Annotated in this window: 25 protein-coding genes and 1 pseudogene; 8 read left to right on the top strand and 18 right to left on the bottom strand. The window is 72.2% G+C overall.

Features of this window, described 5'->3' with window-relative positions:
- Window positions 1-22: 22 nt before the first annotated feature.
- The 3 genes and pseudogenes from NE235_RS00480 (at window position 23) to NE235_RS00475 (ending at window position 2,484) form a co-directional block, all read left to right on the top strand.
- Window positions 23-1,048, top strand: coding sequence for a beta-L-arabinofuranosidase domain-containing protein (locus tag NE235_RS00480; protein WP_308205998.1), 1,026 nt, complete (start codon window positions 23-25; stop codon window positions 1,046-1,048).
- Window positions 994-1,236 (top strand): annotated as a pseudogene (locus NE235_RS38545) (beta-L-arabinofuranosidase domain-containing protein); the annotation flags it as partial. The gene NE235_RS00480 and the pseudogene NE235_RS38545, both read left to right, overlap by 55 nt.
- The gene (locus NE235_RS00475; RefSeq protein WP_343885489.1) at window positions 1,222-2,484 is read left to right on the top strand and encodes a glycoside hydrolase family protein; all 1,263 of its coding nucleotides are present in this window, start codon (window positions 1,222-1,224) and stop codon (window positions 2,482-2,484) included. The pseudogene NE235_RS38545 and the gene NE235_RS00475, both read left to right, overlap by 15 nt.
- A 114-nt stretch (window positions 2,485-2,598) precedes the next feature.
- Here the strand turns inward: NE235_RS00475 and NE235_RS38015 are convergent, their stop codons facing one another.
- Entirely contained in the window at window positions 2,599-4,125 is a 1,527-nt protein-coding gene (locus NE235_RS38015; protein WP_252798621.1) for a sugar ABC transporter ATP-binding protein, read from the bottom strand.
- Between the two features lie 93 nt (window positions 4,126-4,218).
- On the bottom strand, window positions 4,219-5,562 hold the full coding sequence (locus tag NE235_RS00465; RefSeq protein WP_252798620.1) for an aspartate aminotransferase family protein: 1,344 nt from the start codon (window positions 5,560-5,562) through the stop codon (window positions 4,219-4,221).
- An 87-nt stretch (window positions 5,563-5,649) separates the two neighbouring features.
- Between NE235_RS00465 and NE235_RS00460 the strand changes: the two genes are divergently transcribed.
- On the top strand, window positions 5,650-6,579 hold the full coding sequence (locus NE235_RS00460) for a LysR family transcriptional regulator (protein WP_252798619.1): 930 nt from the start codon (window positions 5,650-5,652) through the stop codon (window positions 6,577-6,579).
- 17 nt (window positions 6,580-6,596) lie between these two features.
- Here the strand turns inward: NE235_RS00460 and NE235_RS00455 are convergent, their stop codons facing one another.
- The 9 genes from NE235_RS00455 to hypF all read right to left on the bottom strand — a co-directional run bounded on the left by NE235_RS00455 (window position 6,597) and on the right by hypF (window position 15,808).
- Window positions 6,597-7,403 (bottom strand): DeoR/GlpR family DNA-binding transcription regulator, encoded by an 807-nt coding sequence (locus NE235_RS00455; RefSeq protein ID WP_252798618.1) that lies wholly within the window; start codon window positions 7,401-7,403, stop codon window positions 6,597-6,599.
- Between the two features lie 141 nt (window positions 7,404-7,544).
- Entirely contained in the window at window positions 7,545-8,033 is a 489-nt protein-coding gene (locus NE235_RS00450) for a hypothetical protein (protein WP_252798617.1), read from the bottom strand.
- Window positions 8,034-8,096: 63 nt separating this feature from the next.
- Window positions 8,097-8,558, bottom strand: coding sequence for a S26 family signal peptidase (locus NE235_RS00445; RefSeq protein ID WP_252798616.1), 462 nt, complete (start codon window positions 8,556-8,558; stop codon window positions 8,097-8,099).
- Window positions 8,555-10,483, bottom strand: coding sequence for an ABC transporter ATP-binding protein (locus NE235_RS00440; protein ID WP_252798615.1), 1,929 nt, complete (start codon window positions 10,481-10,483; stop codon window positions 8,555-8,557). Before NE235_RS00440 ends, NE235_RS00445 begins: the two co-directional genes overlap by 4 nt.
- Window positions 10,480-11,046, bottom strand: a complete 567-nt coding sequence (locus NE235_RS00435; protein ID WP_252798614.1) for a TlpA family protein disulfide reductase — start codon at window positions 11,044-11,046, stop codon at window positions 10,480-10,482. The genes NE235_RS00440 and NE235_RS00435 overlap by 4 nt, the downstream gene beginning before the upstream one ends.
- A 95-nt stretch (window positions 11,047-11,141) precedes the next feature.
- The gene (locus NE235_RS00430; RefSeq protein WP_252798613.1) at window positions 11,142-11,345 is read right to left on the bottom strand and encodes a hypothetical protein; all 204 of its coding nucleotides are present in this window, start codon (window positions 11,343-11,345) and stop codon (window positions 11,142-11,144) included.
- A 105-nt stretch (window positions 11,346-11,450) separates the two neighbouring features.
- Window positions 11,451-11,996: a TlpA family protein disulfide reductase gene (locus NE235_RS00425; RefSeq protein WP_252798612.1), complete on the bottom strand. Its 546-nt coding sequence runs from the start codon at window positions 11,994-11,996 to the stop codon at window positions 11,451-11,453.
- 385 nt (window positions 11,997-12,381) lie between these two features.
- The gene (locus NE235_RS00420) at window positions 12,382-13,410 is read right to left on the bottom strand and encodes a hypothetical protein (RefSeq protein WP_252798611.1); all 1,029 of its coding nucleotides are present in this window, start codon (window positions 13,408-13,410) and stop codon (window positions 12,382-12,384) included.
- Between the two features lie 139 nt (window positions 13,411-13,549).
- On the bottom strand, window positions 13,550-15,808 hold the full coding sequence (hypF, locus tag NE235_RS00415) for a carbamoyltransferase HypF (protein ID WP_252798610.1): 2,259 nt from the start codon (window positions 15,806-15,808) through the stop codon (window positions 13,550-13,552).
- Between the two features lie 145 nt (window positions 15,809-15,953).
- On the opposite strand from hypF, the gene NE235_RS00410 reads away from it, so the two are divergent.
- Complete coding sequence (locus tag NE235_RS00410; RefSeq protein WP_252798609.1) at window positions 15,954-16,724, top strand: enoyl-CoA hydratase-related protein; 771 nt, start codon at window positions 15,954-15,956, stop codon at window positions 16,722-16,724.
- A 112-nt stretch (window positions 16,725-16,836) separates the two neighbouring features.
- On the opposite strand, the gene NE235_RS00405 is transcribed toward NE235_RS00410, so the two are convergent.
- The 4 genes from NE235_RS00405 to NE235_RS00390 all read right to left on the bottom strand — a co-directional run bounded on the left by NE235_RS00405 (window position 16,837) and on the right by NE235_RS00390 (window position 22,002).
- The gene (locus tag NE235_RS00405) at window positions 16,837-18,144 is read right to left on the bottom strand and encodes a cytochrome P450 (protein ID WP_252798608.1); all 1,308 of its coding nucleotides are present in this window, start codon (window positions 18,142-18,144) and stop codon (window positions 16,837-16,839) included.
- A 57-nt stretch (window positions 18,145-18,201) separates the two neighbouring features.
- Window positions 18,202-20,265 carry a glycosyl hydrolase family 28-related protein gene (locus NE235_RS00400; protein WP_252798607.1) on the bottom strand — a complete coding sequence of 688 codons (2,064 nt, stop codon included), beginning with the start codon at window positions 20,263-20,265 and terminating at the stop codon, window positions 18,202-18,204.
- 306 nt (window positions 20,266-20,571) lie between these two features.
- Window positions 20,572-21,000 carry a cold-shock protein gene (locus tag NE235_RS00395; RefSeq protein ID WP_252798606.1) on the bottom strand — a complete coding sequence of 143 codons (429 nt, stop codon included), beginning with the start codon at window positions 20,998-21,000 and terminating at the stop codon, window positions 20,572-20,574.
- Window positions 21,001-21,213: 213 nt separating this feature from the next.
- Entirely contained in the window at window positions 21,214-22,002 is a 789-nt protein-coding gene (locus tag NE235_RS00390) for an ROK family protein (protein ID WP_252798605.1), read from the bottom strand.
- Window positions 22,003-22,044: 42 nt separating this feature from the next.
- Here NE235_RS00390 and NE235_RS00385 point away from each other — a divergent pair, with 42 nt between their 5' ends.
- From NE235_RS00385 to NE235_RS00375, 3 genes are all read left to right on the top strand, one after another.
- A complete protein-coding gene (locus tag NE235_RS00385) occupies window positions 22,045-22,437 on the top strand; it encodes a fibronectin type III-like domain-contianing protein (RefSeq protein ID WP_252798604.1) in 393 nt (130 codons plus the stop codon).
- A gap of 62 nt (window positions 22,438-22,499) precedes the next feature.
- Complete coding sequence (locus NE235_RS00380; protein WP_252798603.1) at window positions 22,500-22,658, top strand: hypothetical protein; 159 nt, start codon at window positions 22,500-22,502, stop codon at window positions 22,656-22,658.
- A complete protein-coding gene (locus NE235_RS00375; RefSeq protein WP_252798602.1) occupies window positions 22,655-22,948 on the top strand; it encodes an Ig-like domain-containing protein in 294 nt (97 codons plus the stop codon). Before NE235_RS00380 ends, NE235_RS00375 begins: the two co-directional genes overlap by 4 nt.
- 91 nt (window positions 22,949-23,039) lie before the next feature.
- Here the strand turns inward: NE235_RS00375 and NE235_RS00370 are convergent, their stop codons facing one another.
- From NE235_RS00370 to NE235_RS00360, 3 genes are read right to left on the bottom strand one after another with little or no spacing between them, the layout of a single operon-like run.
- Complete coding sequence (locus tag NE235_RS00370; protein WP_252798601.1) at window positions 23,040-24,332, bottom strand: ATP-grasp domain-containing protein; 1,293 nt, start codon at window positions 24,330-24,332, stop codon at window positions 23,040-23,042.
- The gene (locus NE235_RS00365; RefSeq protein ID WP_252798600.1) at window positions 24,333-25,154 is read right to left on the bottom strand and encodes an amino acid ABC transporter permease; all 822 of its coding nucleotides are present in this window, start codon (window positions 25,152-25,154) and stop codon (window positions 24,333-24,335) included.
- A complete protein-coding gene (locus NE235_RS00360; RefSeq protein WP_252798599.1) occupies window positions 25,151-25,831 on the bottom strand; it encodes an ABC transporter substrate-binding protein in 681 nt (226 codons plus the stop codon). The genes NE235_RS00365 and NE235_RS00360 overlap by 4 nt, the downstream gene beginning before the upstream one ends.
- Between the last annotated feature and the right edge of the window lie 290 nt (window positions 25,832-26,121).

Raw genomic sequence — 26,121 nt, 5'->3', positions numbered from 1 at the left:
TCCCGCGCGAAGGAGAGAGCCGATGGAACGACGGGCGTTCCTCACCCGCGGTCTCGCCGTCACCGGAGGCGTCGCCGCCGCCGGCGTCGGCGCCCGGCCCGCCGACGCGGACTCCCGGGACCGCGTGCTCGTGCGCGTCCTGCCGACCGTGGAGGCCGCCGCGCCGGGCGGGCACTACACGCCGAACCGCGCGCCGCTGCGGCCTGCGCCCTTCCTCAAGCTGCCGCCGGGGAGCGTACGGCCGAAGGGGTGGCTGCGGCGGCAGCTCGACCTGCAGGTCGAAGGGCTGAACGGCCGCATGCCCGAGGTGTCGGACTACCTGGACTACGACACGAACGGATGGGTCGATCCCGCGAAGGCGGGCTGGAAGGAGCTGCCGTACTGGCTGCGCGGCTTCACCGACCTCGGCCTCGTGACCGGCGACGAGCGCGTACGGACCCTGACCCGCCGCTGGGTGGACGGCATCCTGGCCGCGCAGCAGCCGGACGGCTGGTTCGGCCCGGCCGCCCTGCGGACCTCCCTCGAGAGCGGCCCGGACTTCTGGCCGCACATGCCCGTCCTCGACGCGCTCCGCTCCTACGCCGAGGCGACCGGCGACGAGCGGATCACGCCGTTCCTGGCGCGCTACTTCGACTTCCAGAACCGGCAGCCCGCCGAGGTGTTCCGGCGCGGCTGGGGCGCGTACCGCTGGGGCGACACCATCGACAGCGTGTACTGGGTCTACAACCGCACCGGGGACGACCGGCTCCTCGACCTCGTCCGCAAGATCCACGCCGGCTCCGCCGACTACGTCACCGGCCTGCCGACGATGCACAACGTGAACCTCGCCCAGGGGTTCCGCGAGCCGCTCCAGTACGGCGTGCTGACCGGCGACCCGGCGTTGCGCGCGGCGACGTACCGGAACCACGACGTGATCATGGGACGTACGGGCAGTTCCCCGGCGGCGGGTTCGCCGGCGACGAGAACTGCCGCCCGTACTTCACCGACCCCCGGCAGGGCATGGAGACCTGCGGGTTCGTCGAGCTCATGCACAGCTTCGAGCTGCTGACCCGCATCACCGGGGACCCGGTGTGGGCCGACCGCTGCGAGGACATCGCGGTCAACTCGCTGCCCGCCGCCTTCGACCCGGCGCAGCGCGGCACCCACTACATCACCAGCGCCAACTCCGTCCGGCTCGACGACGCCGCCAAGACCCACGGCCAGTTCGACAACGACTTCGCGATGCAGGCGTACCGGCCCGGGGTGCACGACTACCGCTGCTGCCCGCACAACTACGGCATGGGCTGGCCGTACTACGCCGAGGAGCTGTGGCTGGCGACGTACGACGCCGGACTGTGCGCCTCGATGTACGCCGCGTCCGAGGTGACGGCGAAGGTGGGCACCGACGGCACCGCCGTCACCGTGACCGAGGAGACCGGGTACCCGTTCGAGGAGACCGTGACGCTGCGGATCTCGACGCCGCGTCCGGTCGAGTTCCCGCTGTACCTGCGGGTCCCCGGCTGGTGCGCGGAGCCCGCGCTGCGCGTGAACGGCACGCCCGCCCCCCTGCGCGCGGCACCGCCGTGCTACGTCGCCGTCACCCGTACCTGGCGGCACGGGGACCGGGTCGAGCTGCGCCTGCCCATGCGCGCCACCACCCGCACCTGGGCGAAGAACCACGGCGCGGTCTCGGTGGAGTACGGCCCGCTCACCTTCTCCCTCGCGATCGAGGAGGAGTGGCGGCGATACGCCGGCACCACGGCGTGGCCGGAGTACGAGGTCACCGCCGGCTCACCGTGGAACTACGGCCTCGACGGCCGGTCGCTGCGCCTGCTGCGGCGATCGGCGCGCGGCAACCCCTTCACCCGGCGGGGAACGCCGCTGGAGATCCGCGCCCGCGCCCGGCGGATCCCCAACTGGCGGGCCGACGACGAGAACGTCATCCGGCCGCTGCAGGACGGCCCGGTACGGTCGGGCGAACCCGCCGAGACCGTCACGCTGATCCCGATGGGCGCCGCCCGGCTGCGCCTCACCGCGTTCCCGGTCATCGGCCATGGCCCGGACGCGCGGGAGTGGCGGCTCGTGCCGATCGCCACCGCCTCCCACACGTGGCAGGGAGACACGACGGAGGCACTGTGCGACGGGATCGAGCCGTCCGGCTCCGGTGACCAGTCGATCCCCCGGTTCACCTGGTGGGACCACCGCGGCGGCGTCGAGTGGGTCCAGTACGACTACCCGGAGCCGGTCACGGCGTCGGCCGCCTCCGTCTACTGGTTCGACGACACGGGCCAGGGGCAGTGCCGCGTCCCGGTGTCGTGGCGGCTGCTGTACCGCGACGGCGACACGTGGCTGCCGGTCGAGAACCCCTCGGCGTACGGCACCGCGCGGGACACGTACAACCGCACGACCTTCACCCCGGTACGGGCCACGGCGTTCCGGCTGGAGGCCCACCTCGGCGACGGGGTGTCGGGCGGCATCCTCGAATGGCGGATGGAGCAGGGCTGAGGAGCAGAGGCTGGGGAGCAGGCTCGAGGGGCAGAGCCCGAGGAGCCGGTCCGAGGAGCCGGTCCGAGGAGCCGGTCCGAGGAGCCGGTCCGAGGAGCAGGTCCGAGGAGCAGGTCAACCGTCCGCCGGCGGCACGCCGCCGGCGGACGCCATGGCCGTGATGATGCGCTCCTCGGTGATCTCCAGGCCGGTCAGCTCCGCCGCGACCGCGCCGTCGCGCAGCACGACGACGCGGTCGCAGCCGGAGACCAGCTCCTCCAGGTCGGAGGAGATCAGCAGGATGGCCAGGCCCGCGACGGCCAGCTCGTCCAGCAGGTCCCGCAGCTGGGCCTTGGCGCCCACGTCGATGCCGCGCGTCGGCTCGTCCAGCAGCAGCACCTTCGGCTGCATCGCCAGCCAGCGGGCGAGGAGGACCTTCTGCTGGTTGCCGCTGGACAGCTCGGCGACCTTCTGCAGCGGCGACGTCGCCTTGATGCGCAGGCGGCGCATGAAGGTCTCCACGACCCGGTCGATCCGCGCGCCGGAGACGAGCCCGAAGCGCGACAGGCGGGGCAGCGCCGCCAGCGCGATGTTGTCGCGGACGGACAGCGACGGGATGATCCCCTCGACGGCGCGGTTCTCCGGCAGGAGCCCCACCCCCGCCCGGATCGCCCCGGCGATCGAACGCCGCCGCAGCGGCGCGCCGGCCACGGTGACCTGGCCGGCGTCCAGGGTCAGGGCCCCCGCGATCGCCTTCGCGGTCTCCGAACGGCCCGCGCCGAGCAGGCCGCCCAGCCCCAGCACCTCGCCCTCCCGCAGCTCCAGCGAGACGTCGGCCAGCGCATGCCGCCGCGTGAGCCCGGTGGCACGGAGGTACGGCGGGTCGGCCGGCGTCTCGGCGGCCGCCTCGGGCACGGCGGGCGACACACGGGGAAGCCGCCGCCCCAGCATGATCGACACCAGCGCGCGCCGCTCCAGACCCGCGAACGGCCCGCTGTGCACGACCCGACCGCCGCGCAGCACGGTCAGCCGGTCGCCGAGCCGGTAGAGCTCGTCGAGCCGGTGGCTGACGTACAGCACCGCACGGCCCCGCTCGCGCTGCCCGGCCACGACGCGGAACAGCGCCTCGATCTGCCGCGGCGCCATCTCCGCGGTCGGCTCGTCGAGGATGAGGACCTCGGCGCCGGCCGTCACCGCGCGGGCCAGGGCCACGAGCGTGCGCGCGCCCGGGTCCAGCGTCGCCAGCGGCCGGCGCACGTCGACCCGCAGCCCGTACCCGGCGAGGACCTCGGCGGCCTGGTCGTTCATCCGCGCGAGGTCGATCAGGCCGAACCGGCCCTTCGGCTCGGCACCGGCGAACAGGTTGCGGGCGATGCTCAGCGACGGGATGAGCGCGCCGTCATGGTGCACCGCCATGACGCCGGACCGGCGGGCGTCCAGCGGGCTGCCGAAGCGGACCACCTCGCCGTCGCGCCGCAGCCGTCCGGCGTCGGGCCGGTGGACCCCGGAGAGAATCTTGACGAGCGTGGACTTGCCCACGCCGTTCTCCCCGGTCAGCGCGTGCACCTCCCCGCGCGCCAGCGTGAGTGAGACGTGGTCGAGGGCGACCGTGCCGGGGAACGTCTTGAGGATCCCGGCCGCCTCTAGGGCCCTGTCGGTCACGACGCACCTCCGGTAACGCGCCGGTGTACCGCAGGTAATACCACGCCGGGACCACCGGCCACCAGGGTCCCGGCGCCGCCGGCGGGGGTCGCCCTACGACGCGGCCGCCCCGCTTCCGGAGACCACGTCGCCGATGGCCTGGTCGAGGATGGCCAGACCGAGCGAGATCTCCTCCTCCGTGGCGGTCAGCGGCGGCGCGATCCGGAATACACCGCCCATGCCCGGCAGCTGCACGATGTTCATGTGCAGGCCGAGTTCCAGGCAGCGCCGGGTGACCAGCGCGCCGAGCTCGTCCGATCCGCGGCCGCTCTCGCGGTCCGCGACCAGTTCCAGTCCGGCCAGCAGGCCGCGGCCGCGGACGTCCCCGACGACCGGATGCCGCCGCGCGATCTGATCGAGGCCGCCGCGCAGAAGGGCGCCGAGTTCGGCGGCACGCTCGTCCAGCCGGTCACGGATCAGCACGTCGAGGACGGTGTTGCCGACCGCGGCCATCAGCGGGTCCGCGACGTGGGTGGTGAAGAACAGGAAGCCGCGGTCATGGGCCTCCTGCTCGATCTCGGCGCTGGTGAGCACGGCCGCGAGCGGCAGCCCGGCGCCGAGGGTCTTCGACAGCGTCAGGATGTCGGGGACGACGCCGTCACGCTGGAAGGCGTACCAGGTGCCGGTGCGGCAGAGCCCGGTCTGGGCCTCGTCCAGGATCAGCAGCATGCCGCGCTCGCGGCACTTCTCGCGCAGGGCGGCGAAGTAGCCCGCGGGCGGCTCGATGATCCCGCCGGAGCTCAGGATGGGCTCGACGATGCAGGCGGCGAGACTGCCGACCGACTGTGCGTCGATCAGTTCGAAGCCGAGGCCGAGCTGCCGCCGCCAGTCGAGTTCTCCGTCGGAGGTGGTGACGTCGGGCCGGTACGCGTTGGGCACCGGGATGGCGAAGTTCCCCGGGGCCGCCGGACCGTATCCCTTGCGACCCGCGCTGTAGGTGGCGGACGCCGCGCCCTGCGTCATGCCGTGCCACGAGCGGGCGAAGGAGACGATCTCGTGCTTGCCGGTGACGAGCTTGGCCAGCCGGAGCGCGGCCTCGTTCGACTCGCCGCCGGTGGTCAGCAGCAGGGCCTTCTCCAGCGGGGCGGGCAGGGTCTCGGCCAGACGCCGGGCGAGGTCGACGACGGGGCGGCTCAGCATCCCGCTGAAGAGGTGGTCGAGCCTGCCCACCTGCTCCCGTACGGTGGCCACGATCTCCGGGTGCGAGTGGCCGATGATCGCGCTCATCTGGCCCGAGGTGAAGTCGAGGATCTTCCGGCCGTCCTCGGTGTACAGGAAGCTCCCGGCGGCGCGGTCGATGATCTCGGGCGTGAACCGGCCGGCTCCGGCGTAGCGCACGAGGTGCCGGTCGGCGTCGGCCCAGAAGGCCGACGGTGAGGCGGAGGTCGTAACGGTCATGCCCCGCACGCTAGGTGCCCGCCGAGCGACACGTCCATCTCACGTTCCCGGCCGTCCTGTTCGGCTGAGCCGTACAAGAATGGTGCGGTGATTCTCAACCCATGGCGGCTGCGGCTCCTGATCCAGCTCGACACGCTGGGGACCGTACGCGCGGTCGCGCAGGCGGCGAACCTGAGCGCGTCGAGCGTGTCCCAGCAGCTGTCCGTGCTCGAAGCCGAGACGCGCACGCAGCTGCTGGAACGCACCGGGCGGCGGGTGCGGCTCACCCCCGCCGGGCTGATCCTGGCGCGGCGGGCCCGGGAGATCCTCGACCACATGACCGCGGTCGGCGCCGAGCTGCGCAGCCTCGGCGAGGAGCCCGCCGGCCTCGTCCGGCTGGGTGCGTTCCAGAGCGCGCTCCACAGCATGGCCGTCCCGGCGATCACCCGGCTCGCCGAGACCCACCCGCACCTCGACGTCGAACTGCTGGAACTGGAACCGCACGAGAGCATGCCCGCCCTGCGCGTGGGCGACGTCGACGTCATCATCACGACGACGGACTTCGTCGAGCAGCCGCTGGGCCCCGACCTCGACATCGTGCCGCTGGCCACCGACCCGATCGTGCTCCTCGTGCCGCCAGGCCACCCCGCGGCGGGGCGCGACCCGGCCGACCTCGCCGCCTTCGCGGACGAGCCGTGGGCGTTCGACCGGCCACAGTCCTACATGGCGAACCTGGCGACCCGCCTGTGCCGTGAAGCCGGGTTCGAGCCGCGGGTGGTGTGCCGCTTCAGCAACTACCTGATGACCATGCAGCACGTCGAAGCCGGGCTGTCGATCGCGCTGCTGCCCGGCCTGGCCGTCGATCCGCGGTACCACGTCACCGTCCGCCGGCTCGCCGCGCCGGTCACCCGGACCATCACCGCGGCGATCCGCCGCGGATCGCCGCCACGATCGGCGGTCAACGTCGTCCTCGACGCGCTACGCCACCATCCAGGGCACCCGGAACTGTCACCCGCCGATTCCCATGAAAGCGGGTGAAGCCGTTGAGACAGGCCTTAGAGACGGGCGACGTGGATCCGTACGCCGCGCGCGCTCAGTTCGTGCAGCTCCTCCGGCGCGGCCTCCTCGCCGGTGACGAGATGGTCGATGCGCTCGGGCGGCACGGTCTGCACCATCGTATCCACCCCGACCTTGGTGTGGTCGGCGAGCACCACGACCTCCTCACCCGCCTCGGCCAGCGCCCGGTCGGTGCCCGCGACCTGCATGTTCGGCGTCGACAGGCCGCGCTCGGCCGTCAGGCCGTTGCCGGAGATGAACACCCGGCGCATCCGCAGCCCGGCCAGCGACCGCTCCGCCGCGCTGCCGATCAGGGCCTGCACCGGACCGCGTAGCGTGCCGCCGGTCACGACGACCTCGATGCGCGGCGAGGCGGCGAGGGTCTGCGCGACCAGGAGCGAGTTCGTGACCACCGTCAGCTCGGTGTGGCCGGTCAGCCGCTGCGCCAGCGCGTGGGTCGTGGTGCCGGGGCCGATGGCGATGGCGTCGCCGTCCTCGACGAGCGCCGCGGCGAGGTCGGCGATCGCGGCCTTCTCATCACCGGCGACCTGGGCCTTCTGCAGATACGTCGCCTCGCGGGAGAGCTCGCCGGGCAGGGATGCCCCGCCGTGGTGACGGTCCAGCAGGCCGTCGGCCTCGAGCGCGCGCACGTCACGGCGCACCGTGACCTCCGACGACTGCACGGCCTCGGCCAGCTGGCGCAGCGACAGCGTGCCGTTCGCCCGGAGGAGCTCGAGAATGCGCTTACGGCGTTCGGCGGCGAACACCGGCTTGCGACCGTCCGGCGGCCCCTGGACGTCGCTCACGGTCCCCCCTCCATGGCGAAGGCTCCCACTATCTGAGATCGTAGCCATCCGGCGCGTTCACGGCCCACACGATCATGGAGATCGCGCCGACGTCGTGCATGCTTTCAGGCCGCCGAGGGGCTCCGGGCCTGCTCGGCCTCGTCATCGCGCGGTGGCCTCGGTGTGCGGCGCACGGGTGAGTGCGAGGATGCTCCCGGCCACACCGATGAGGATGATCGCGATGGCGGCGCTGATTCCGCTCGCGCGGTTCCAGTACACGTCCTTCAACTCGATCAGCAACGCGGCCTCGTCGATCACCAGGGCGAGCCCGATCCCGAAGGCCAGGCCCATCCAGGTCCGCCAGAGAGTGGACCTCTCGACGAGCCCGCACGCGCCCACGGCGATCAGCAGCAGAACTCCCCAAATGTAATGGTGAATGTGAACACGACCGACGTGAACGTTTCCCAACCCCGCGACGTGAACATGGATCGCCCACGTCAGCGAACGCAATCCAGCGAATGTGACGGTGAATCCCCACCAGGAAAGGATCAGACCACGCCGCGTTGGATGAACCTGCCGAAATCGGCGTGGACGCCGGGACGGGTTCTCGACCGACCGATCATCCGGGGAATTCGACGCTCCACCGCTCACCCGATGAGCCTACTGCGACCACCACAAAGAACGCCGACTCAGGCCGTCACCCTGCCGCGCTCCTCAGGCGGCGGCTCGGTCGCCTCCCGTGCGCAGTCGCAGGAGCATCACTCCGTACAAGCGGTCCGCGGGGCACAGCCCCCATTGCCGGGAATCCTCCGAGCGGGGGTGGTCGCCCCGCAGCACCAGCATGCCCGGCGGTACCCGGCCGGGCCGGTCCCCCGCCACCCAGGGTGGTACCGGATCCCCGGCCACCGCGACGACTCGTTTGACGTACCACCCGGCGGCTCCGGAGAGATCGACGGGACCGCTCCACCCGGTCCGCCGGTCGGGCCGCTGGACGACCACGATCTGCCCGGGACGGGGGCGACGGCGGTGGCGCAGCACCAGCAGCACATCGCCGTGGTGCAGGGTCGGGGTCATGCTGCCGCCCCGTACGGTGACGGTGGACAGCAGCAGCCGGATCGCCGGCACGGCTCCGCTCACCAGCGCCGCCCCGATGACCCAGCCCAGAGCCTGGCTCATCCGGCGGCCACCGTGGTCGGCGCCGTCTCGCTTCCTCCGGGCTGCGGCCCGGGGCCGTCCGCCGCCGGATCCTCCTGGTAGCCCTGCGCCTGGCTGCGGAAGAGCCGGGCGTAGACGCCGTCCGGGGACGCGATGAGGGAAGCGTGGTCGCCGCTCTCCGATATCCGGCCGTCCTGCACGACGACGATCCGGTCGGCGCGGCGGACGGCGCTGAGCCGGTGCGAGACGAGGACGCTGGTGGAGCCCGTGCGCAGTTCCCGCAGCCGGTCATGGACCGCCGCCTCGGCCACCGCGTCGAGACCGGAGCTCGGCTCGTCCAAGATCATCAGGTCGCGCCCCTGGCGCATCAGCCCGCGGGCCAGCGCCAGGCGCTGCCACTGTCCGCCGGAGAGGTGGACGCCGCTCGTCCGCGCGGCCTCCTCCTCGTCACCGTCCTCCTCGTCTCCCGCGTGGAACAGCCTGCTCAGCATCGTCCGGTAGCCCGCCGGCAGCCGCTCGACGGTGTCGTGGACACCGGCGCGCTCGGCGGCGGCCCGGATCCGGTCCGCGTCGTCGATCGCGTTCACATCCCCGAGTCCGATGTTCTCGGCGGCGGTGAGGTCGTAGTCCATGTAGTCCTGGAACACCGCCCCGATCCGTTGACGCAGCTGCGCGACGGGAACATCGCGGATGTCCACCCCATCCCACAGCACGGCTCCGCGCTCCGGATCGTAGAACCGGCACAGCAGCTTGACGAGCGTGCTCTTGCCCGCGCCGTTGAGCCCGACCACCGCCAAACTGGTGCCGTGCGGGATGGTCAGGTTCAGCCCGCGCAGCACCCACGGGGCGTCCTCCCCGTAGCGGAACCACACGTCGCGCAGTTCGATGGAGTGCGCCAGCGGAGGGAGCTCGCGGCGCCGCGCCGGCCCGGCCAGGTCGTCCTCGATTCCGACCACCGTCAGATAGTGGTGGAAGACGAGAGCGGACTGGTGTCCCATGGCGATGCCCTGCACCAGGCCGCTCAGCCCGGACTGGAGCCCGGCCAGGGCGCCGATGAAGACGGACACGTCACCGATGCTGATCGTCCTGGCGGCCGCGGCGTACACGGCCCACAGCAGCCCTCCGGCCGCCAGCAGCGCCCCGAGAGCGGCGAGGAGGACCTGGACGCGCACCACTCCGCGCTCCAGCCGATCCTCGGCGTCGTTGGCCGCGCGCAGTTCGGTGAGCATCCTGCCGTGCAGGAAGCCGCCCAGTCCGAACAGGCGGACCTCCTTGGCGGCCTGCAGGTCCGTCAGCAGCATCTGGTAGAAGAGTTTGCGACGCATGCCGGGGCTGGTGCGCCACAACAACCCCGCCCGCCGTCGGCTGAGCGTCAAATGGGCGATCATCGCCGGTGCGGCGGCCGCCAGCGCGACGCCGGCCATGATCGGGTTGATCGCCACCAGGGTGCCCAGGAACCCGACGATGCCCAGGGTCCCCTGCAGGGTGGACAGGCCCATCTGGACCAGTTGGTCCGGGGCGTGTTCGGCCGACTGCTGGGCCAGCCGCAGCCGGTCATGGAAACGCGGCTCCTCCAGGCGTGCCAGCCCGTTCATCCGGTTGACCGCGTCGAACAGCCGGTCCTGTGAGAGCAGGCCGACAGCACGCCGGGCACGTCCCTGCGCGTAGGTGGTGACGGCCGAGGTGGTGGCCATCGCGATGCCCAGGACACCGATGCCGGCCGCCATCCCCATCAGCGCCCCGGTCCGGGGATGCGCGGCTGTCAGTTCGTCGAGCGCGGCCTTGGTCAGCCAGGCGGTGGCCACCGGCGCCGTGCCACCGATCACCGCCATGACGAGCTGGAGGAACACCATGCCGGGGCAGGCCTGCCAGGCGAGCGCGTAGGCCGCCTTCATCCCCCGGACGACGGAGACACCGGGCTCCGTCCGCTGAGCGTCCGCGCTCACTGTGCCGAGGCTCGCGCGGTCTCGGCCAGTCGCTGCAGGCCGACACCGGCGGCGGTGGCGACCCCGTCAGGAGCGTAGTGGGCGAAGGTGGGATAGAAACGGACACCGAAGGCGGTGCCGACAGGCGCGTCGAGGAATTCGGGGACCACATGGTCCGCGACGCCGGCCAGCCGGGCGGCCAGTTCACTGCCGCCCGCGTCGACGCCGACCACCGTGGCCATCACCCGGCCGCCCGCGTCCCGCACCCGGCGCGCGTGCTCGGCGAACGCCGGCACGCTGTCGTCGCAGCCAGGGCAGTCCAGCGACAGGAACGCGATCAGCGCCGGCCGGCCGGCGAATTCGTCCCGGGTGAGCCTCGCGCCGCCGGCGGTGGTCACGGTGAACTCGGGCATCCGGTCCCCGGGCGCGATGCCCGGTTCCGGGTCCCTGGGGAGGTGGCCGGGGCGGGCGGCCGGCGGGGCGCTCAGACGGGCACGCCAGCGACGCACCAGGGCCACGGTCAGCACCAGGTTCAGCGTGGTGAGTCCCGCGACCAGAACGAGCCCTGCGACGAGGTATTGCACGAATGTCCTTTCCGGCGCCACGAACGAGAGCGCGGACCGACGTGGCCGCCCTCACCGAGGGCGGCCACGCGGTCGTCACGCGGGCCGAGGAGGCATCAGCAGTAGTTGTTGCTGTAGCTGTACCAGGTGCCGCAGTGAGTGGTGCAGTTGGCGCTGGTCGAGCAGGTCCGGCCAAAGCAGACACCGTTGATGTACTTGTACTGCATGTACGTGTCCGGCGGGCAGCCGGCGTCGGCGGTGGTCGTAGGGAGCAGGGCCTCGATGGCGCGGTTGACACGCCGGGTCACGCTTTGGAGCATGGCTCCTCCTTGTGGTGGGGGTGTTTCCACACACGGGCCGGATACCGCCGGGAACGAGGCGAACGCGGCGGCGGGACCCGTGGCGCAGGGGGCGCCCTTCGGGCGCTAAGGGGCGACCGGCTCGGTGCGCAGGGCGGCGACGCCCACACCGGCCGAGGTCACCATGCCGTCGGGGCCGTACCAGGCATAGGTCGGGTAGTGCTTGGCTCCATACCGCTGCGACAGCTCGGCCTTCGAGTCCTCGGCGATCACGATGTCCATCACGTCGCCGAGCATCGCGGCCAGCGCGCTCTCGGCCGAGTCGTCTCCGTGGACGATCGCCACGGAGATCCCGCCGGCGGCCCGCAGCCGCTCGGCGTGCCCGGCGAAGACGGGCACCGCCTCGGCGCAGGCCCTGCAGGTGATCGAGAAGAATCCGACCAGGGTCTCCTTCCCGAGGAGGGTCCGTTCCGTCACGGTGACGCCGTCGAGGGCACGGGCCGAGAAGCTCGGGATCCGATCGATCATCCGGACATTGGAGGCGGCTCCGGCGGTGGGGAGGCCGCCCGCCGTCTCCAGCTCTCGCCATCGACGGAGCGTGACCAGAAGGATCGCCAGGTTCAGCACGCCGACGACGCCGACCAGCACCAGCCCCACTACAGCGAATATCACGAGATGCGTCCTCTCCCAGAACCTACGGGCGCCGGTGGGCCGCGGCCACTCGTCCATGATCACTTAAAAAGTGGTGTGCCGCAATGCCGAATAAGCTGGGCAAACAAACCCCGGCCTCTGATTCGAGGGTCGATCGCGGCCCGCATGCTCTCCACGGGGCGGACCGGATGCCCGCGCGGAGAGCACGTCGGTACGCGCGCCGGCCCGGGTCGGCGGAGTCCCTGATCCGGTGACCGCGCGCCTGGCCTGCCACCTCCCCGGACCATCCCGATACTCACGGAGCGTCACTATCCGGCGTTCGACTCCGACGCGACCGGGAATCGAGGGCGGCGCCGCGGTGAGGCGTTCCAGCACACGTCCGGCTCCCCGAACCGTCGAGGCGGTGTCAGCGGCAGGTCGTGACGGGGTCGTCGTGGGTCAGGGCGCAGATGATGCGGTCGCCGCGCCCGGGGTATGCCCGCCGCACCGCCGCGGCGAAGTCGTGCCATTGGCGGCGGGTGTCGTCGATGGCCGCGCGTACGGCGCGATGGAAGTCGTCCCCGACCTGCCCACGCGGGGTGCAGATGTTCTTGCCCCCCTCGATGCAGGAGGTGACGCCCGTGCGGGGGTCGATGACCCCGTGGTCCTTGTTGATCCAGGCGTGCTTCAGCCGCGTCCGGCCGCCATCGGTGCACCCGGCGTGTTCGCCGGTGATGGCGGCCTTTGCGTCGAAGCAGCCGGTGCTCAGCCAGCCGGGCACACTCGCGGCGGTCGGCCCGGCCCCGAACAGGGCGAACAGCGGGCTGATGCCGCTCTGCCGGCCGCCGGGCGGGTTGTGCACGCCGATCGGGCCGGCCGCGGGCTGGTCGGCCCAGTTGCTGTGGGAGTAGAAGTCCTGGACCACGTGCAGGGCGCGCCCGAACTCCTCGATCACGTCGCACTTGGCCCGGCCCGACACCCGGTTGAAGGTGCAGTCGCCGGTCGGACGCGGCGGGAACAGCGAGGGTTTGAGGCTGACCTCGCCCGGTCTGATACGCCCGTCGGTGTCGAGCAGGCCGACAGCCCTGTGGAGGCCGGCGCGGACGCGGGCGCGAGCGTGATCGACGCACTCGATCAGGGCGGTGGTCGCTCGCTGCCGGTCCTGCGGCCGGTAATCGGAACCCTGAACGTAGTCGGCGTTGTCGCAGTGCGCCGCCGAGGTCAGGCTCTCCCCCGTCAGCGGGTTGTCCGGCGAGCCCACCGCACCGAACGTCCCCTTCCTACCGGCGACCTGGTCCAGGGATCGGGGCTCGAAGCAGTCGGGGCCCGCGCCGGAGGCACAGCCGAGCGCCGCCCGGGTGATGCGCTCGTGCTCGGCCAGATGACCGACCGTGCCGAACGCATGCGCACGCGGCGCGGCTCCCACGAGCAGGGCCGCGGCGGCGGCGGCCGCCATGGCCGCGACTATCGCGTCGCGGGCCGCGGCCCGGGAACGCCGATGGGGGGTCGATACGGTCGACGGAACCGTTGCCGGCATCCTGTCCTCCTCCGTGGGCACCTCCACCAGTGATAGCACACCGCAATGACCCGACTACTCAAAGTGCGCACGACGTCGCGCGTGCGGTGGCGACCACGGCCTGGCCGAGGCTGATGCCGCCGTCGTTCGGCGGCACGCGGTGGTGGACCAGCACGGTGAGGCCCGCGGTCTCCAGGCCGGTGACCGCGCGCTCCAGCAGCAGGAGGTTCTGGAACACCCCGCCGGACAGCGCCACCGTGGTCAGACCGGTCGCCTCGCGCAGCCGGACGGCTCCGGCGACGACCAGGTCGCCGACCGCGTTGTGGAACCGCGCGGCGATCGTCGGCGCGGGCGTGCCGGCGCGCAGGTCCTCGACGACGGCCTGAACGAGTTCGGCCCCCGGCACGACGAACGACGGCCCGCCGTCCTCCGCGTCGTCCAGCCGCACCGGGTAGGCCGAGCGTTCCCGCGGGTCGGCGCGCTGTTCCAGTTCGACCGCGGCCTGGCCCTCGTAGGTGATCCGGTCGCGGACGCCGAGCACGGCCGCGACCGCGTCGAACAGCCGGCCCATGCTCGAGGTCGGCGGTGCGCCCAGGCCGGCCCGGCCGACCGCGACGACCCGGTCCCACGCCGCGGCGTTGCGCCGGGCGACGTCCAGGTCGTTCGGCACGCCGTACGCGGCCGCCATCCGCCACGGCTCCCTGATCGCCGTCGCGCCGCCCGGCAGCGGTACCGGCCGCAGGTGCCCCGCTCGCTCGAAGCCGGTCAGGTCCGCGATGAGGAACTCCCCGCCCCACAGCGTGCCGTCCGTGCCCAGGCCGGTGCCGTCGAAGGCGACCCCGATCACCGGCCCGGCGTGCTCGTTGTCGGCCAGGCAGGCGGCGATGTGGGCGTGGTGGTGCTGCACGCCGATGAGCGGCAGCTCCTGCTCCCCCGCCCGCTCCAGGGCGTACTTGGTGGACAGGTACTCCGGGTGCGGGTCGTGCGCGAGCACGGCGGGCGCGATGCCGAAGAGACGCTCGAAGTGCTCGACGCCCTCGCGGAACGCGCGGAACGTCTCGTAGTTCTCCAGGTCGCCGATGTGGTGCGAGACGAACGCGCGCCCGCCCTCGGCGAAGCAGAAGGTGTTCTTCAGCTCCGCCCCGCAGGCCAGCACCGCCGGGCCGCCCGCGGGCACCGGCAGCGGCCGCGGCACGTACCCACGGGACCGCCGCACCGGCAGCGCCCCGCCGCCGAAGACCCGGACGACCGAGTCGTCCGTGCGCACGTGGATGGGCCGGTCGTGGGTCAGGAACGCGTCGGCGACGTTCCGCAGGCGGGTGAGGGCCTCCGCGTCGCGGTGGGCGATCGGCTCGTCGGAGGCGTTGCCGCTCGTCATCACCAGCGGCTCACGGACCAGCAGGTGGTGCAGCGGGGTGTACGGCAGCAGCACGCCGATCGACCGGTCGCCGGGGGCGACGGCCTCGGCCAGCGGCGCGCCGGCCCTTCTTCGCAGCAGCACGATGGGCCGGGCGGCGCTCGTCAGCAAGGCCTCCTCGGCGGGCCCGACGTGGGCGAGGCGCCGTACGGACGGCAGGCCGGGCGCCATCACCGCGAACGGCTTGTCCTCCCGGCGCTTGCGGGCGCGCAGGGCCGCGACCGCGGCCTCGTCGGCGGCCGTGGCGGCGAGGTGGTAGCCGCCCAGGCCCTTCACCGCGAGGATCCCGCCGCGCCGGAGCAGGCCGCGCGCCTCCTCGATCGGCTCCCCGGGCATCTCACGGCCGTCGCGGTCCCGCAGGGCGAGCCGCGGCCCGCAGGCGGGGCAGCACACCGGCTGGGCGTGGAACCGGCGGTCGGCCGGGTCGTGGTACTCGGCGGCGCACCCGGCGCACATGGCGAAACCGGCCATCGTGGTGTGCGGCCGGTCGTACGGGACGTCCGTCACGATCGTGAAGCGCGGCCCGCAGGCGGTGCAGTTGACGAACGGGTAACCGTGGCGCCGGTCGGCGGGGTCCCGCAGTTCGCGCAGGCAGTCGGCGCAGGTGGCGGAGTCGGAGGACACCAGCGCGCCGCGCCGTCCGCCCACGGCGCTCCCCACGATCGCGAACCGGCCGCCACCCCGGGCCGAGAGCCGCCGGGTCGTGATCCGCTCGATCACGGCCGGCGGCGGCGGGCAGCTCAATCCGCCTAGGAACCGCTCGACGGCGGCGGCGTCGCCCTCGACCTCGATGAACACGCCGCCCGCGTCGTTGCCCACGAGCCCGGCCAGGCCGAGCGTCGTGGCGAGACCGTGCACGAACGGCCGGAATCCGACCCCCTGCACGATCCCCTCGACCCTGATCCCCGTCCGAACCCGCACTCCGCGATTCTCCCCAGGTGAGAACCTCGCCTCACCCGGCCCGCCTGACCGGCCCGCCGCGCCGGGCCGCCGCGCCGGGCCTTCGCCGGGTCCCCCCGGCGGATCGCGGTGGCCCCGGCCGCGGCCGGGGACGTAGCGTTCGACTATGAGCGTCGACGAGGTCCTCATCGAGACGGACGGCCCCTTCAGGATCATCACGATGAACCGCCCGGAGCGGCGCAACGCGCTGTCCCTGTCGCACATGCGGGCGCTGACGGCGGCGTTCCGGCGGGTCGCGGAGACCGGCGCGCGCGGCATCGTGCTGGCCGGCAACGGCCCGGTGTTCTCCGCCGGGCACGACTTCGCCGATCTGGCCGGCGCGGACCTCGCCCGGACCCGGGAGCTCCTGCTCGCCTGCCGGGAGCTGATGGACACGATCCACGCGGTTCCGCAGGTGGTGATCGCCCAGGTGCACGGCATGGCGACGGCGGCGGGCTGTCAGCTCGTGGCCGCCTGCGACCTGGCGGTGGCCGCCCGCAACGCGCGCTTCGCCGCCCCCGGCGGCAAGGGCGGCTGGTTCTGCCACACGCCGATGGTGCCCATCGCACGCACCGTCGGCCGCAAGCGCGCCATGGAGATGGCCCTCACCGGCGACGCCATCGACGCCGGTACCGCCCTCGACTGGGGCCTGATCAACCGCGCCGTGCCCGAGGAGGAGCTGGAGAAGGCCACCCGCGCGCTGCTGGAGCGCGCCACCCAGGGCAGCCCGCGCAGTAAGGCGCTCGGCAAGCAGGCGATGTACGCCCAGCTCGACCGGCCGGAGGCGGACGCGTACACGTACGCGATCGAGGTGATGGCCGCCGCGAGCCAGACCCCGGAGGCGCAGGAAGGCATGCGGGCGTTCCTGGACAAGCGCGCACCCGAGTGGCCGGCGTGACGCACTCCCCCGGCGCGCAGCCGGTATAACGCACTCCCCGGCCCCGGCGCGCAGCCCGTGTGGCGCCTCGCCCCCGCCGGTTCGCCGGCCGGCAGCGTACGGGGCCGCGGGCCTACCCCGCCGCCGGGCTCCGGCGGCGCACGACCGCCAGACCGCCCCGGGCCGGGGCGCCGGCGACGCCGCGTGAGTGCCGCCGTTCGCCCGGCTCGGCCGTCGGCAGCAGGGTGAAGCGGCGCAGCACGGTGCGCAGGACGACGTTCATCTCCATGGCCGCGAACGCCGCGCCGAGGCAGCGCCGCCTGCCGCCCCCGAACGGGACCCACCGGTAGAGGTCCGGCTGCTCGCCGAGGAACCGGGCCGGGTCGAAGGCCCGCGGGTGCGGGAACAGTGCCTCGTCCTCGTGCATCAGGGCGACGGCGACCAGCACCGTGCACCCCCGGGGCAGCGTCCACCGTCCGAGCCGGTAGCCGTCGGCGATCACGTGCCGCCCCACGACGTCGATGACGGGGCGCGTGCGCTGGACCTCGGTGATCGCCGCCTCGCGCAGCGCGCCACCGCCGGCGTCGGCCTCCTCGGCGAGGTCCCGCAGGATCGCGGGATGCCGCCGAAGCCGTTCGATCGCCCAGGCGAGGGTCGTCGCGGTGGTCTCGTGCCCGGCGACGAGGAGGGTGAGCAGGTGGTCGGCGATCTGCGCGCGGCTCATCGGCGAGCCGTCGGTGTGGCGGCTCCGCAGCAGGAGCGCGAGGACGTCGTCGCGTTCGCCGGGGTCGCCTTCCGCCGCCTCGTCGATCAATCGGCCGGCGATCGCGTCGTACCGGCGGCGCGCGAGCCGGAGCCGGCCCCACGGGCTCCACCGCCCGAGGTCGGTCCTCGGGATCGGGAGGACGGCCAGCCGGGAGCCGGAGGCGACCCACGGCGGCAGCAGTTCCCGCAACTCGGCGAGTTCGGCACCGTCGGCGCCGAACACCGCGCGCAGGATGGCGTTCAGCGTGATCCGCCGCATCGACGGCAGCGTCGCGAACGCCCGGTCCTCCGGCCAGGTCGCCGTCTCCCGTACGGTCTCGTCCTCGATGGTCTTCTCGTACGCCGCGAGGCGGCGGCCGTGGAAGGGCGGGACGAGCAGCCTGCGCTGCTCGCGGTGCTCCTCCCCGGTCAGGGCGAACAGCGAGCCGGGGCCGAGGAGCCGCCCGAGATTGGGCCGTACGTTCTCGACGAGGTCGGTGCTCGCCGTGAAGAGCTGCTTCACCTCGTCGGGATCGCTGATGACCACGGTCCGGCCGAAGATCGGCACGTTGACGGTGAAGGCGTCACCGTACCGGGCGCGCATCCGGCGCAGGCCCTGCGACCGGGCGGCCAGCACGACCGCGCCCTGCGCGGAACGCGGAAGCGACGGGCCCGGCGGGAGGGTCACGGTCGTCATGGCGGAGCACCCCTCTCGGCGCGGTACAGGGCCCTACCCCGCACGGTACGCCGAGGGTCACCAGGACGATGGAGCCGGCGGCGCGACGACCGGCGGATGGTCGTCGCAGGTGATGGTGTTCGGCAGCTCCCACGGGGCGAGCCAGGGCCCGGTCGTGCCGCCGCCGGAGTTGCCGCAGAGATCCGTCAGCGTGAACTCCGAGCCGGTGGCCGGGAAGTGGAACGACCCGCAGTTGTTCACGCCGACCGCGCCGACGTTACGGGCGGCGACGTTCTGGAACGACGCGGATCCGGCGGTGCGTGCGCTGACCACCGAGGTGCCCGTGCCGTCGATCCGCAGGTCTTTGAAGTGGACGTTCGTGATCGAGTACAGGTCCCTGACGGGCCAGTCGCTGACGAACATGATGGCGTTGTAGGTGTTGTCGAGGAAGTGGTCCCCGGCCACCTGGACGTCCGCGTCGATGTTCTTCTCGAGCGCGTAGAACCAGATGGCGCCGAGGCCGATCTTCCAGTTCAGGTCGTACGGGCCGGAGCGGACGGTGGTGTTGTCGGTGATCGCCAGGTGCCCGGTGAACGCCTCGGCGCCGAAGCGCGACCCGGCGTGGATGGCGCTGCCCTCACGGATCGGGTCGGCGATGAGGTTGCCCGACACGGTGTTGTCGGCGCCACCGTACACGGCGACGCCGTTCGCGAGGACCGGCGTCTGCACCGTGTTGTGCTCGAACGTGTTCCGGGCGTCGGCGGTCCTCTCCGACCACATGGCGAGGCCGTCGTCGCCGGTGTTGCGCAGGAAGTCGTTCGACACGACGGAGTCCGTGACGCCGGTGTGGAAGTTGAGGCCGTCGGCGATCTGGTCGGCGATGACGTTGTTCGTGATCCGCAGGTTCGTCATGGGCCCGTCGAACCACATGCCCACCTTGGTGTGGTGAACGTACAGGCCGTCGATCGTCGAGTCGCTCAGGGCCCCGCCGACGCCGTTCACCTGGTCGGTGTCGACGCGCTCGCGGACGTCGCCCTCGATCGCGAAGCCGGACAGGTGGACGTGGTGGCTGCCGCCCGCGGAGGCGTCCTTGCCGTAGAAGCCGACGCCGGTGTGCACCGAGCCGTCGGTGGCCGGGGTGCCGAGGGTGACCTCGTGCCCCTTGATGATCGTGTACCAGCCGCCCGCGCCCTCGATCGTCACGTCGTCGACGACGATGTGACGGTTCACCTGGTAGGTGCCCGGTGGCACGTAGACCTCGACCCGCGCGCGCCTGGCGAAGGCGATGGCCTTGTCGAACGCGCCGGCCGAGTCACGCCGGCCGCCGGGGTCGGCGCCGAACGCCAGCACGTTGGCCGCGGCGGGCACGACGCGCGGCGCGCCGACGAGCTGGGAGTCCAGCAGGTCGATGACCGTCCACGCCGCGTTGCTCCCGGCGGGGACCGTCAGCCGCACCTTGTCGCCCGCGCGGTACGTGCGGCCGAGCAGGAGCCGCTGCTCGTCGTAGAAGTGGGTGGGACGGAACGGCTTGGTGATCGTCGGGGCCGGTGTCGTCTCGCCGGGCACGCAGGAGCACTCGGTGATCCACCAGTCGGGGTGGAGGAGATCGGCGTTCGGGTCGTTGGAGAACGGATATTGGTTGTACAGCCAGGCGTACCGCGAGGTCAGCGTCATGACCTTCCGGTGCGCGCCGTTCACCGTGACGTCGAGCGGCGCGGTGATGCCGCCGCCCGCCGGCGCGTCCGGGATGCTGTAGCGGACGGTGATGGCGTTCGCCCGGCTCGGCAGCGTGAACTCGACGTGCCGCCCCGGCGTCAGCTTGACCGCCGTACGGCCGGATGCCTCCGAGGGCAGGGTGTAAGGCGTGCGGTCCGGGCCGATGACCGTTCCGTCGGTGCGGGCGTTCTCCGCCTCCTGTTCGGCGAAGTCGACGTCGGCGCCCCTCCCCGCGACGAGGGACGGGTCGAGGGCGGCGCGCGTCACGATGGGGCCGGAGGCGTCACCCGCGCCGGCGACGGCCGTGCCGCCGAGCGCGCCGCCGAACCCGACGGTGGCGGCGGTCACCACCGCGGCCATCGCCGCGACCGACCGGGGCGGCCGGCCGTACCGCCGGAGGACAGGGCCTGGGACGCTCCGTGACATCGGAAGCTCGCTTCTCTCGGAGGGGCGGAGGAGACGGTCGAGCCGGCGGAGGGACACCGTTCGGGTGAGGTGACACTAGACCGCCGTGGTCCCCTTCACAAGATCCCCGGAAGCGTACCTTCGTTCAGTTGTCGCCTATAGCCACGTCGCTGCTCGTTTTTTGCGTCCGATTGCCGGAGACGCAGCCGTCACCGGACGCCGGGAGGCGAGCTGAGTCCGGCCGCCGACCGGCGGCGACGCGGTGCCGGCGCGGCGAGTCGCCGCGCCGGCACCGCGCGATGAGACGGCGAGGCCTTGCGGCAGGCCTCAGTCCTCGATCCAGCCGTACCCGGCGGCCAGCGCGATGACCCCGTCACGGAGTCGTACGATCTGCGCGGCCGTCAGGTCGGGAGCCGCCTGGATGAACGACTCGGTGAGCTCGTTGCGGAGCTCCGCGACGGACAGCACCTCGCAGGTGCCCTCCACATCACGGCCCGCTTCGCCCGGTCGTCCCGTGGAGCCGCTGCGCACCGGCGCCCCGGCCCCCTCCGGTGCGGCGACGATCCGCACGTCGTAGCCCTTGCGGCCACGGTCGCCGTCCTTCAACTCGAACTCGACGCTCGTACCCGGAGTGAAGGCACGCTTGTCCACGAGAAGGTCGTTCGCGTGGACGAAGACGTCCTCGCCGCCGTCGTCCGGCGCCACGAACCCGTATCCGCGCACTTCGTCGAACTTGACCACACGTCCTCTGACCACTGCACCCAACCTCACACCATCCGCGACTGTCCGGAAACCCACTCGAACGCGCCACCCCGGTACGGCCTGCCGCCGCGCCGGGACCACCCGCGTCTGCCGATCAAACTAGTTCATGACCGACCTGGACGGGCACGCCGGGGCGCACTCGCGCGCCCCGCGAGCCCGCCGGCCGCCGGCGCGGGGCGCCGAGCGGATCTCGGAGATGCCACCGCCTCAGCGGACGAGGGTGGTCGCGAGCAAGCGCGGAGCGTCCGCGAGCACCCGGCCGATCTCCTCGGCGGCGTCCTCCAGGGCCCGGATGGCGCCCCGGTCACCCGCCTGGACGAGGGCGACCAGGTCGGAGACGGTGACCGGGTAGCCCCAGCTGTCGGTCAGGAGCCGGGTGATGGCGTCCGGGCCCGCGACGGTCTCCAGGCAGCCGCGGTTCCCGCAGCGGCACACGCGCCCGTCCGCCTGTGACCGGATGTGGCCGATCTCCCCGGCGAGGCCACCGCTTCCGTGCAGATGGCGGCCGTTGGCGATGATCCCGGCTCCGATCCCGCCGGAGAGACGTACGTAGATCATGTCGTCGACGTTGCGGCCGGCGCCGTAGTTGCGCTCGGCGAGGGCCCCCGCGTCGGCGTCATTGGCCAGCCACGTGGTCAGGCCGGTGCGCCGCTCGAGTTCGGCGCCGGGCTGCACACCGATCCAGCCGGGCATGATCCCGTGGGCCTCCAGAACGCCACCGGGCTCTCGAACCGGCGCGGCGATGTCGATGCCGAGGCCGAGGACGCGGGACCGGTCGATCCCCTTCTCGTCCAGAGCCCGGCGGATCAACTCGGCGGCCAGGTCGAGCGTCTCTCCCGGCGCGTGGTCGACGTCCGTGGCCACACCGTCGTTCCAGACGGGGGTGCCGCTCAGCTCGCACAGCGCCACCCGCACATGCTGATGGCCGATGTCGGCCCCGAGGGCGTAGACCGCGGACGCGCGCAGGGCCAGTGACCGGGCCGGGCGACCGGGCACCTCAACTTCACCTGGTACAGGAACGACGCGCAGCTCCCGGACATGTCCGACTACGACATCGCCCCGGGAGGCACCGGCGGGATCGGCCGTACGTACCAGTACTTCACCGGCACGCCCACCTACCCGTTCGGTTACGGCCAGAGCTACACCACCTTCGACTACTCCCACATCCGGGCGAACACCGCGACGGTGAGCGCGGACGGCAAGGTCACCGTCCGGTTCGACGTCACCAACACCGGCGACGCCGCCGGCGCCACGGTCGCCCAGCTCTACGCCGCCACCCCCTTCACCGTCCCCGGCGTCGAGCTGCCCAGGAAGCGGCTCGTCGGCTTCCAGAAGACCGCGGTCCTGAAGCCCGGCGAGACCGAGCGCGTCTCCCTCACCGTGAACGTCGCCGACCTGGCGCTCTGGGACGCCCAGGCGATGCGGTCGTAGCGAACGGGACCTACCGGTTCGAGGTCGGACCCGACTCCGCCGACATCGTCGCCGCGCCGTCGGTGAAGGTCACCGGGCGGATCACCCCGGAGGTCCGGTACGTCACCGTGCAGCCCGAGGCCGTCCAGTACAAGGTCGGTGACACCATCGACCTGACCGGCAAGAACCGGTGGATCAAGGACGACACCGATCACGGCAAGAGCAGCGGAACCTGGCGGTGACCGCCGACGACGTCGTCGAGGCCGTCAACAACGACCAGTCCTTCGTCGACCTCGCCCACGCGAAGGTCCACTACGGCAGTAGCGACCCGCACCTCGCCACCGTCGACGACACCGGGCACGTCAAGGTGGTCGGCTCCGGCGTCGCGACCATCAACGTCAAGGTGGGCGGGGTCACCGGCCGCAAGGGCGGCGACGAGACGGCGGCCAGCGTGGGAGTCCCCTTCTCGTCCGTGCCCGGCGCGTACGACAACGTCGCGATGCACGTCTTCGCCGTCGCGAGCGGCGGATAGACCCGACCGCCCGGAACGCCATGGGGGCCGGTGACGACCATCACCGGCCCCCATGGGCCCGTCTCGTCCGGGAATCAACCGCCGCGGTCGCTCACCGGGAGCAGCCGGAGGTCCGGGCCACCCCCGCCGGCTCCCGCTCGACGTCGTAGAAGCCCAGGCCGTCCAGGTAGCGGATGGTGCCGATGTCGCGCAGCACCGCCTCCTCCGAGGGACTCATGAGCGTGACGACGACCGGGTACGTGAGATCGTCGACCGTGCGCCGCAGGCGCCCGCGCGGTTTCACGAGGAAGTCGATGTCGTGGAAGCTCTCAAGCCGCCGGATCGTCTCCGCGCCGCAGTACTCCCGCAGCGTCCCCTCGTACGGCGACACCATCGCCACCATGGCGCAGAACCGGCGGACCCGGTAGGGCTCCCCGCACCGGGCGTGGAACCGGTCCGGCCGGACGTACGCGTCCGCGGTCCACTCGATCTGTGACTCGCCGATGCCGAGTGAGGCGTAGTAGGGGATGTCGCCGCCCGCCATGCGCGCGCCCACCTCCACCAGGCACGGGCCGTCCGGGGTCATCCTGACCTCCACGTGCGCCGGGCCGTGGCGCACGCCGAGCGCGTCGAGGACCCGGCCGGCGTACTCGGTGAGGGCGGGCACGACCTTTTCGTCGGAGGCGATCAGGCAGAGCGCGTCGCACAGATCGGTGATCCCGTTGGCGTTGATCCGCGTGGTCTTCCAGACGTCGCAGACGTGGTGCCGGCCGTCCCTGCTGACAGTGTTCACCATGTACTCCGTGCCGGAGAGGTACTCCTGCGCGACCACGCTCTCGTTGCGCCCGGCGAAGACGTCCCGGGACCCGAGGAGGGCCCGGTAGGCCCGCACCGACTCCTCGGGGGTGTCGCAGAACGAGACGCCGTCCCCGCCGGCGCTGCGCAGCGGCTTGATCACCACACGCCCGCCGAGCTCGCGGTGCCAGTCCGCGAGCTCGGCCGCGTCCGTGACGCGGAGCTGGCGCGCGCCGCGAAGCCCTGCCCGCTTGATGGTCTCGACCATCAGGAACTTGTCCCGCCGCGCGGCGCTGAGCGCGGTGCCGTTGGTCGGCGTGCCGAGGCGCTCGCTCAGCAGGTCGCTGAACTCCACCCCCACCTCGCCGCCCGGGACGACGGCGACCGGGTCGAAGGCGGCGACCGCCGCCAGCGTCCTGTCGACGTCGCCGTCATGGACGACGGAGGCGGCGTAGTCACCGAGGTCGACCGGCTCGGAGGCGTACACGGGCGGAGGCTCCGGCGTGCTCTGCACCCGCACGCACCGGTATCCCAGGGCGCGGAACCGCGGCGCCAGCAGACGGGTCGGCGCGTAGGTGTCGACGAGGACGACATGGGGCTGACCGCTCATTCATCTCTCCTTGTGCAGTCGCTTCTCGAGCCGCCGCGCCAGATGGCCGAGTGGCAGGGTGATGATCAGGTAGCAGAGCCCGGCGACCACGATCGGCGTGGTGTTCGCCGAGGTCGCGGCCAGGTCGCGGCCGAACTTGGCCAGCTCTCGTTCGCTGAGGACGACGCCGAGGAACAGCACGAGAGACGAGTCCTTGAACAAGAGCACGAACTCGTTGGTCAGCGGGGGGATCATCATCCGGATCGCCTCGGGGAGGATGATCCATCGCATGGCGGCGGCGTGGGTCATGCCGATGGACATGGCGGCGTCCACCTGGCCGCGGGGCACCGCCTGGATCCCGGCGCGCACGGTCTCGGCGACGTAGGCCGCGGAGATCATGCCGAGCGCCAGGGCCACCTTGCCGTAGGTCCCGCCGGGGATCCGCACGCCCGGGAAGGCCAGCGGGACGCCGACCCCGACGAAGATGAAGATGAGCAGGGCCGGCAGGCCGCGGAGGATCTCGATGTAGACCAGGGCGATCGCGCGGTACACACGGATCCGCGACAGCCGCATGACGGCCAGCACGATGCCCAGGGACAGGCCGCAGGCGAAACCGCTCAGCGTGTAGACGAGCGTGTTGACGAGCGCGACCGTGAGGATCTGCGGGAAGAGCGAGCGCGCGAGGTCGGGCTGGGCGAACTGCCGGCCCAGCTGCGCCCAGTCCGCCTGGGACAGGAACGTCAGCAGTCCGGCGAGGATCACGCCGTGCACGGCGTGGCGCCCGAGCCGCCGGCTCGGGCGGAGGCGCACCCAGCCCCTGCGGGGCAGTGCCGGATCGGTCACCGCGCGCTCCGGTACGGCCCGATCCAGCGCTCGTAGGTGCGGACGTAGGTGCCATCGGCCCTGGCCTGGCGGATGGCGGTGTTCACCGCCTGGATGAGCGCGGCGCTGTGTCCCTTGCGGAAGGCGAAGCCGTACTGTTCGCCGGTCCGCAGGTCGGCCACGATGTGGAAGCCGGAGTTCTTCGGGTCCTTGAGCCAGCCGGCCACCACGGGGCTGTCCATGATGATCACGTCGACGTCGCCGATGCGCAGGCCGTTGAGCAGGGCGTCGGCCAGGTCGTAGGACTTGGGGTCGAAACCGTGCCCGGTGAGGTACTCCTCGCCGGTCGTGGAGGCCAGCGAACCGACGCGCAGCTTCGCCGCCTTGATCTGGTCGAGGGTCGCGGCCTTGACCGACGGCCCGGCGAGGAGCGTCTGCGTCGCCTCGAAGTAGGGCTCGGAGAAGTCGATGTACTTCTTCCGCTCGTCGGTGATGGTCATGCCCCCGGCGCCGACGTCGCAGCGGCCGGCGTTGAGCTCCGCACCGGTCTTGATCGTTTCGAACGGCGTGTCGATCACCTGGACCGTCACGCCGAGCCGTCGGGCGGCGAGGTCGAGCATCGCGACGTCGAAACCGACGACCTTGCCGTTCTCCGCGTACTCGAAGGGTTTGTAGGGAAGCTGCGCGCAGACGGTCAATCGACCTTGATGCACGATACGGACGCCCCCGCCCGCCGATTTCGAGCTACCCGAATTCGTACTGCAGGCGACCAGTGATCCGATGATTACGAGCAGGCCCAAACGAAGCGCTGATGCCACACCCTCGCCCTCCCGTGATAGCTAGACGCGGCGCCCGAGAAGCAGGTAGACATTAACAAAGTCATGGTCTTCACACATCTGGCCAAAGTAAGGCGCCATCTCTTGGACGTAGCGGGCAGCCGTTCGTCAGCACGTGACCGAATGTCGGTATGGGTGCTATATACCGTACC

The organism is Actinoallomurus spadix, from assembly GCF_024055725.1.
Taxonomy (GTDB): Bacteria; Actinomycetota; Actinomycetes; order Streptosporangiales; family Streptosporangiaceae; genus Actinoallomurus; species Actinoallomurus spadix.
Note: the sequence above shows the minus strand (reverse complement) of the source record. Positions and strands in the feature narration are given on the sequence as shown.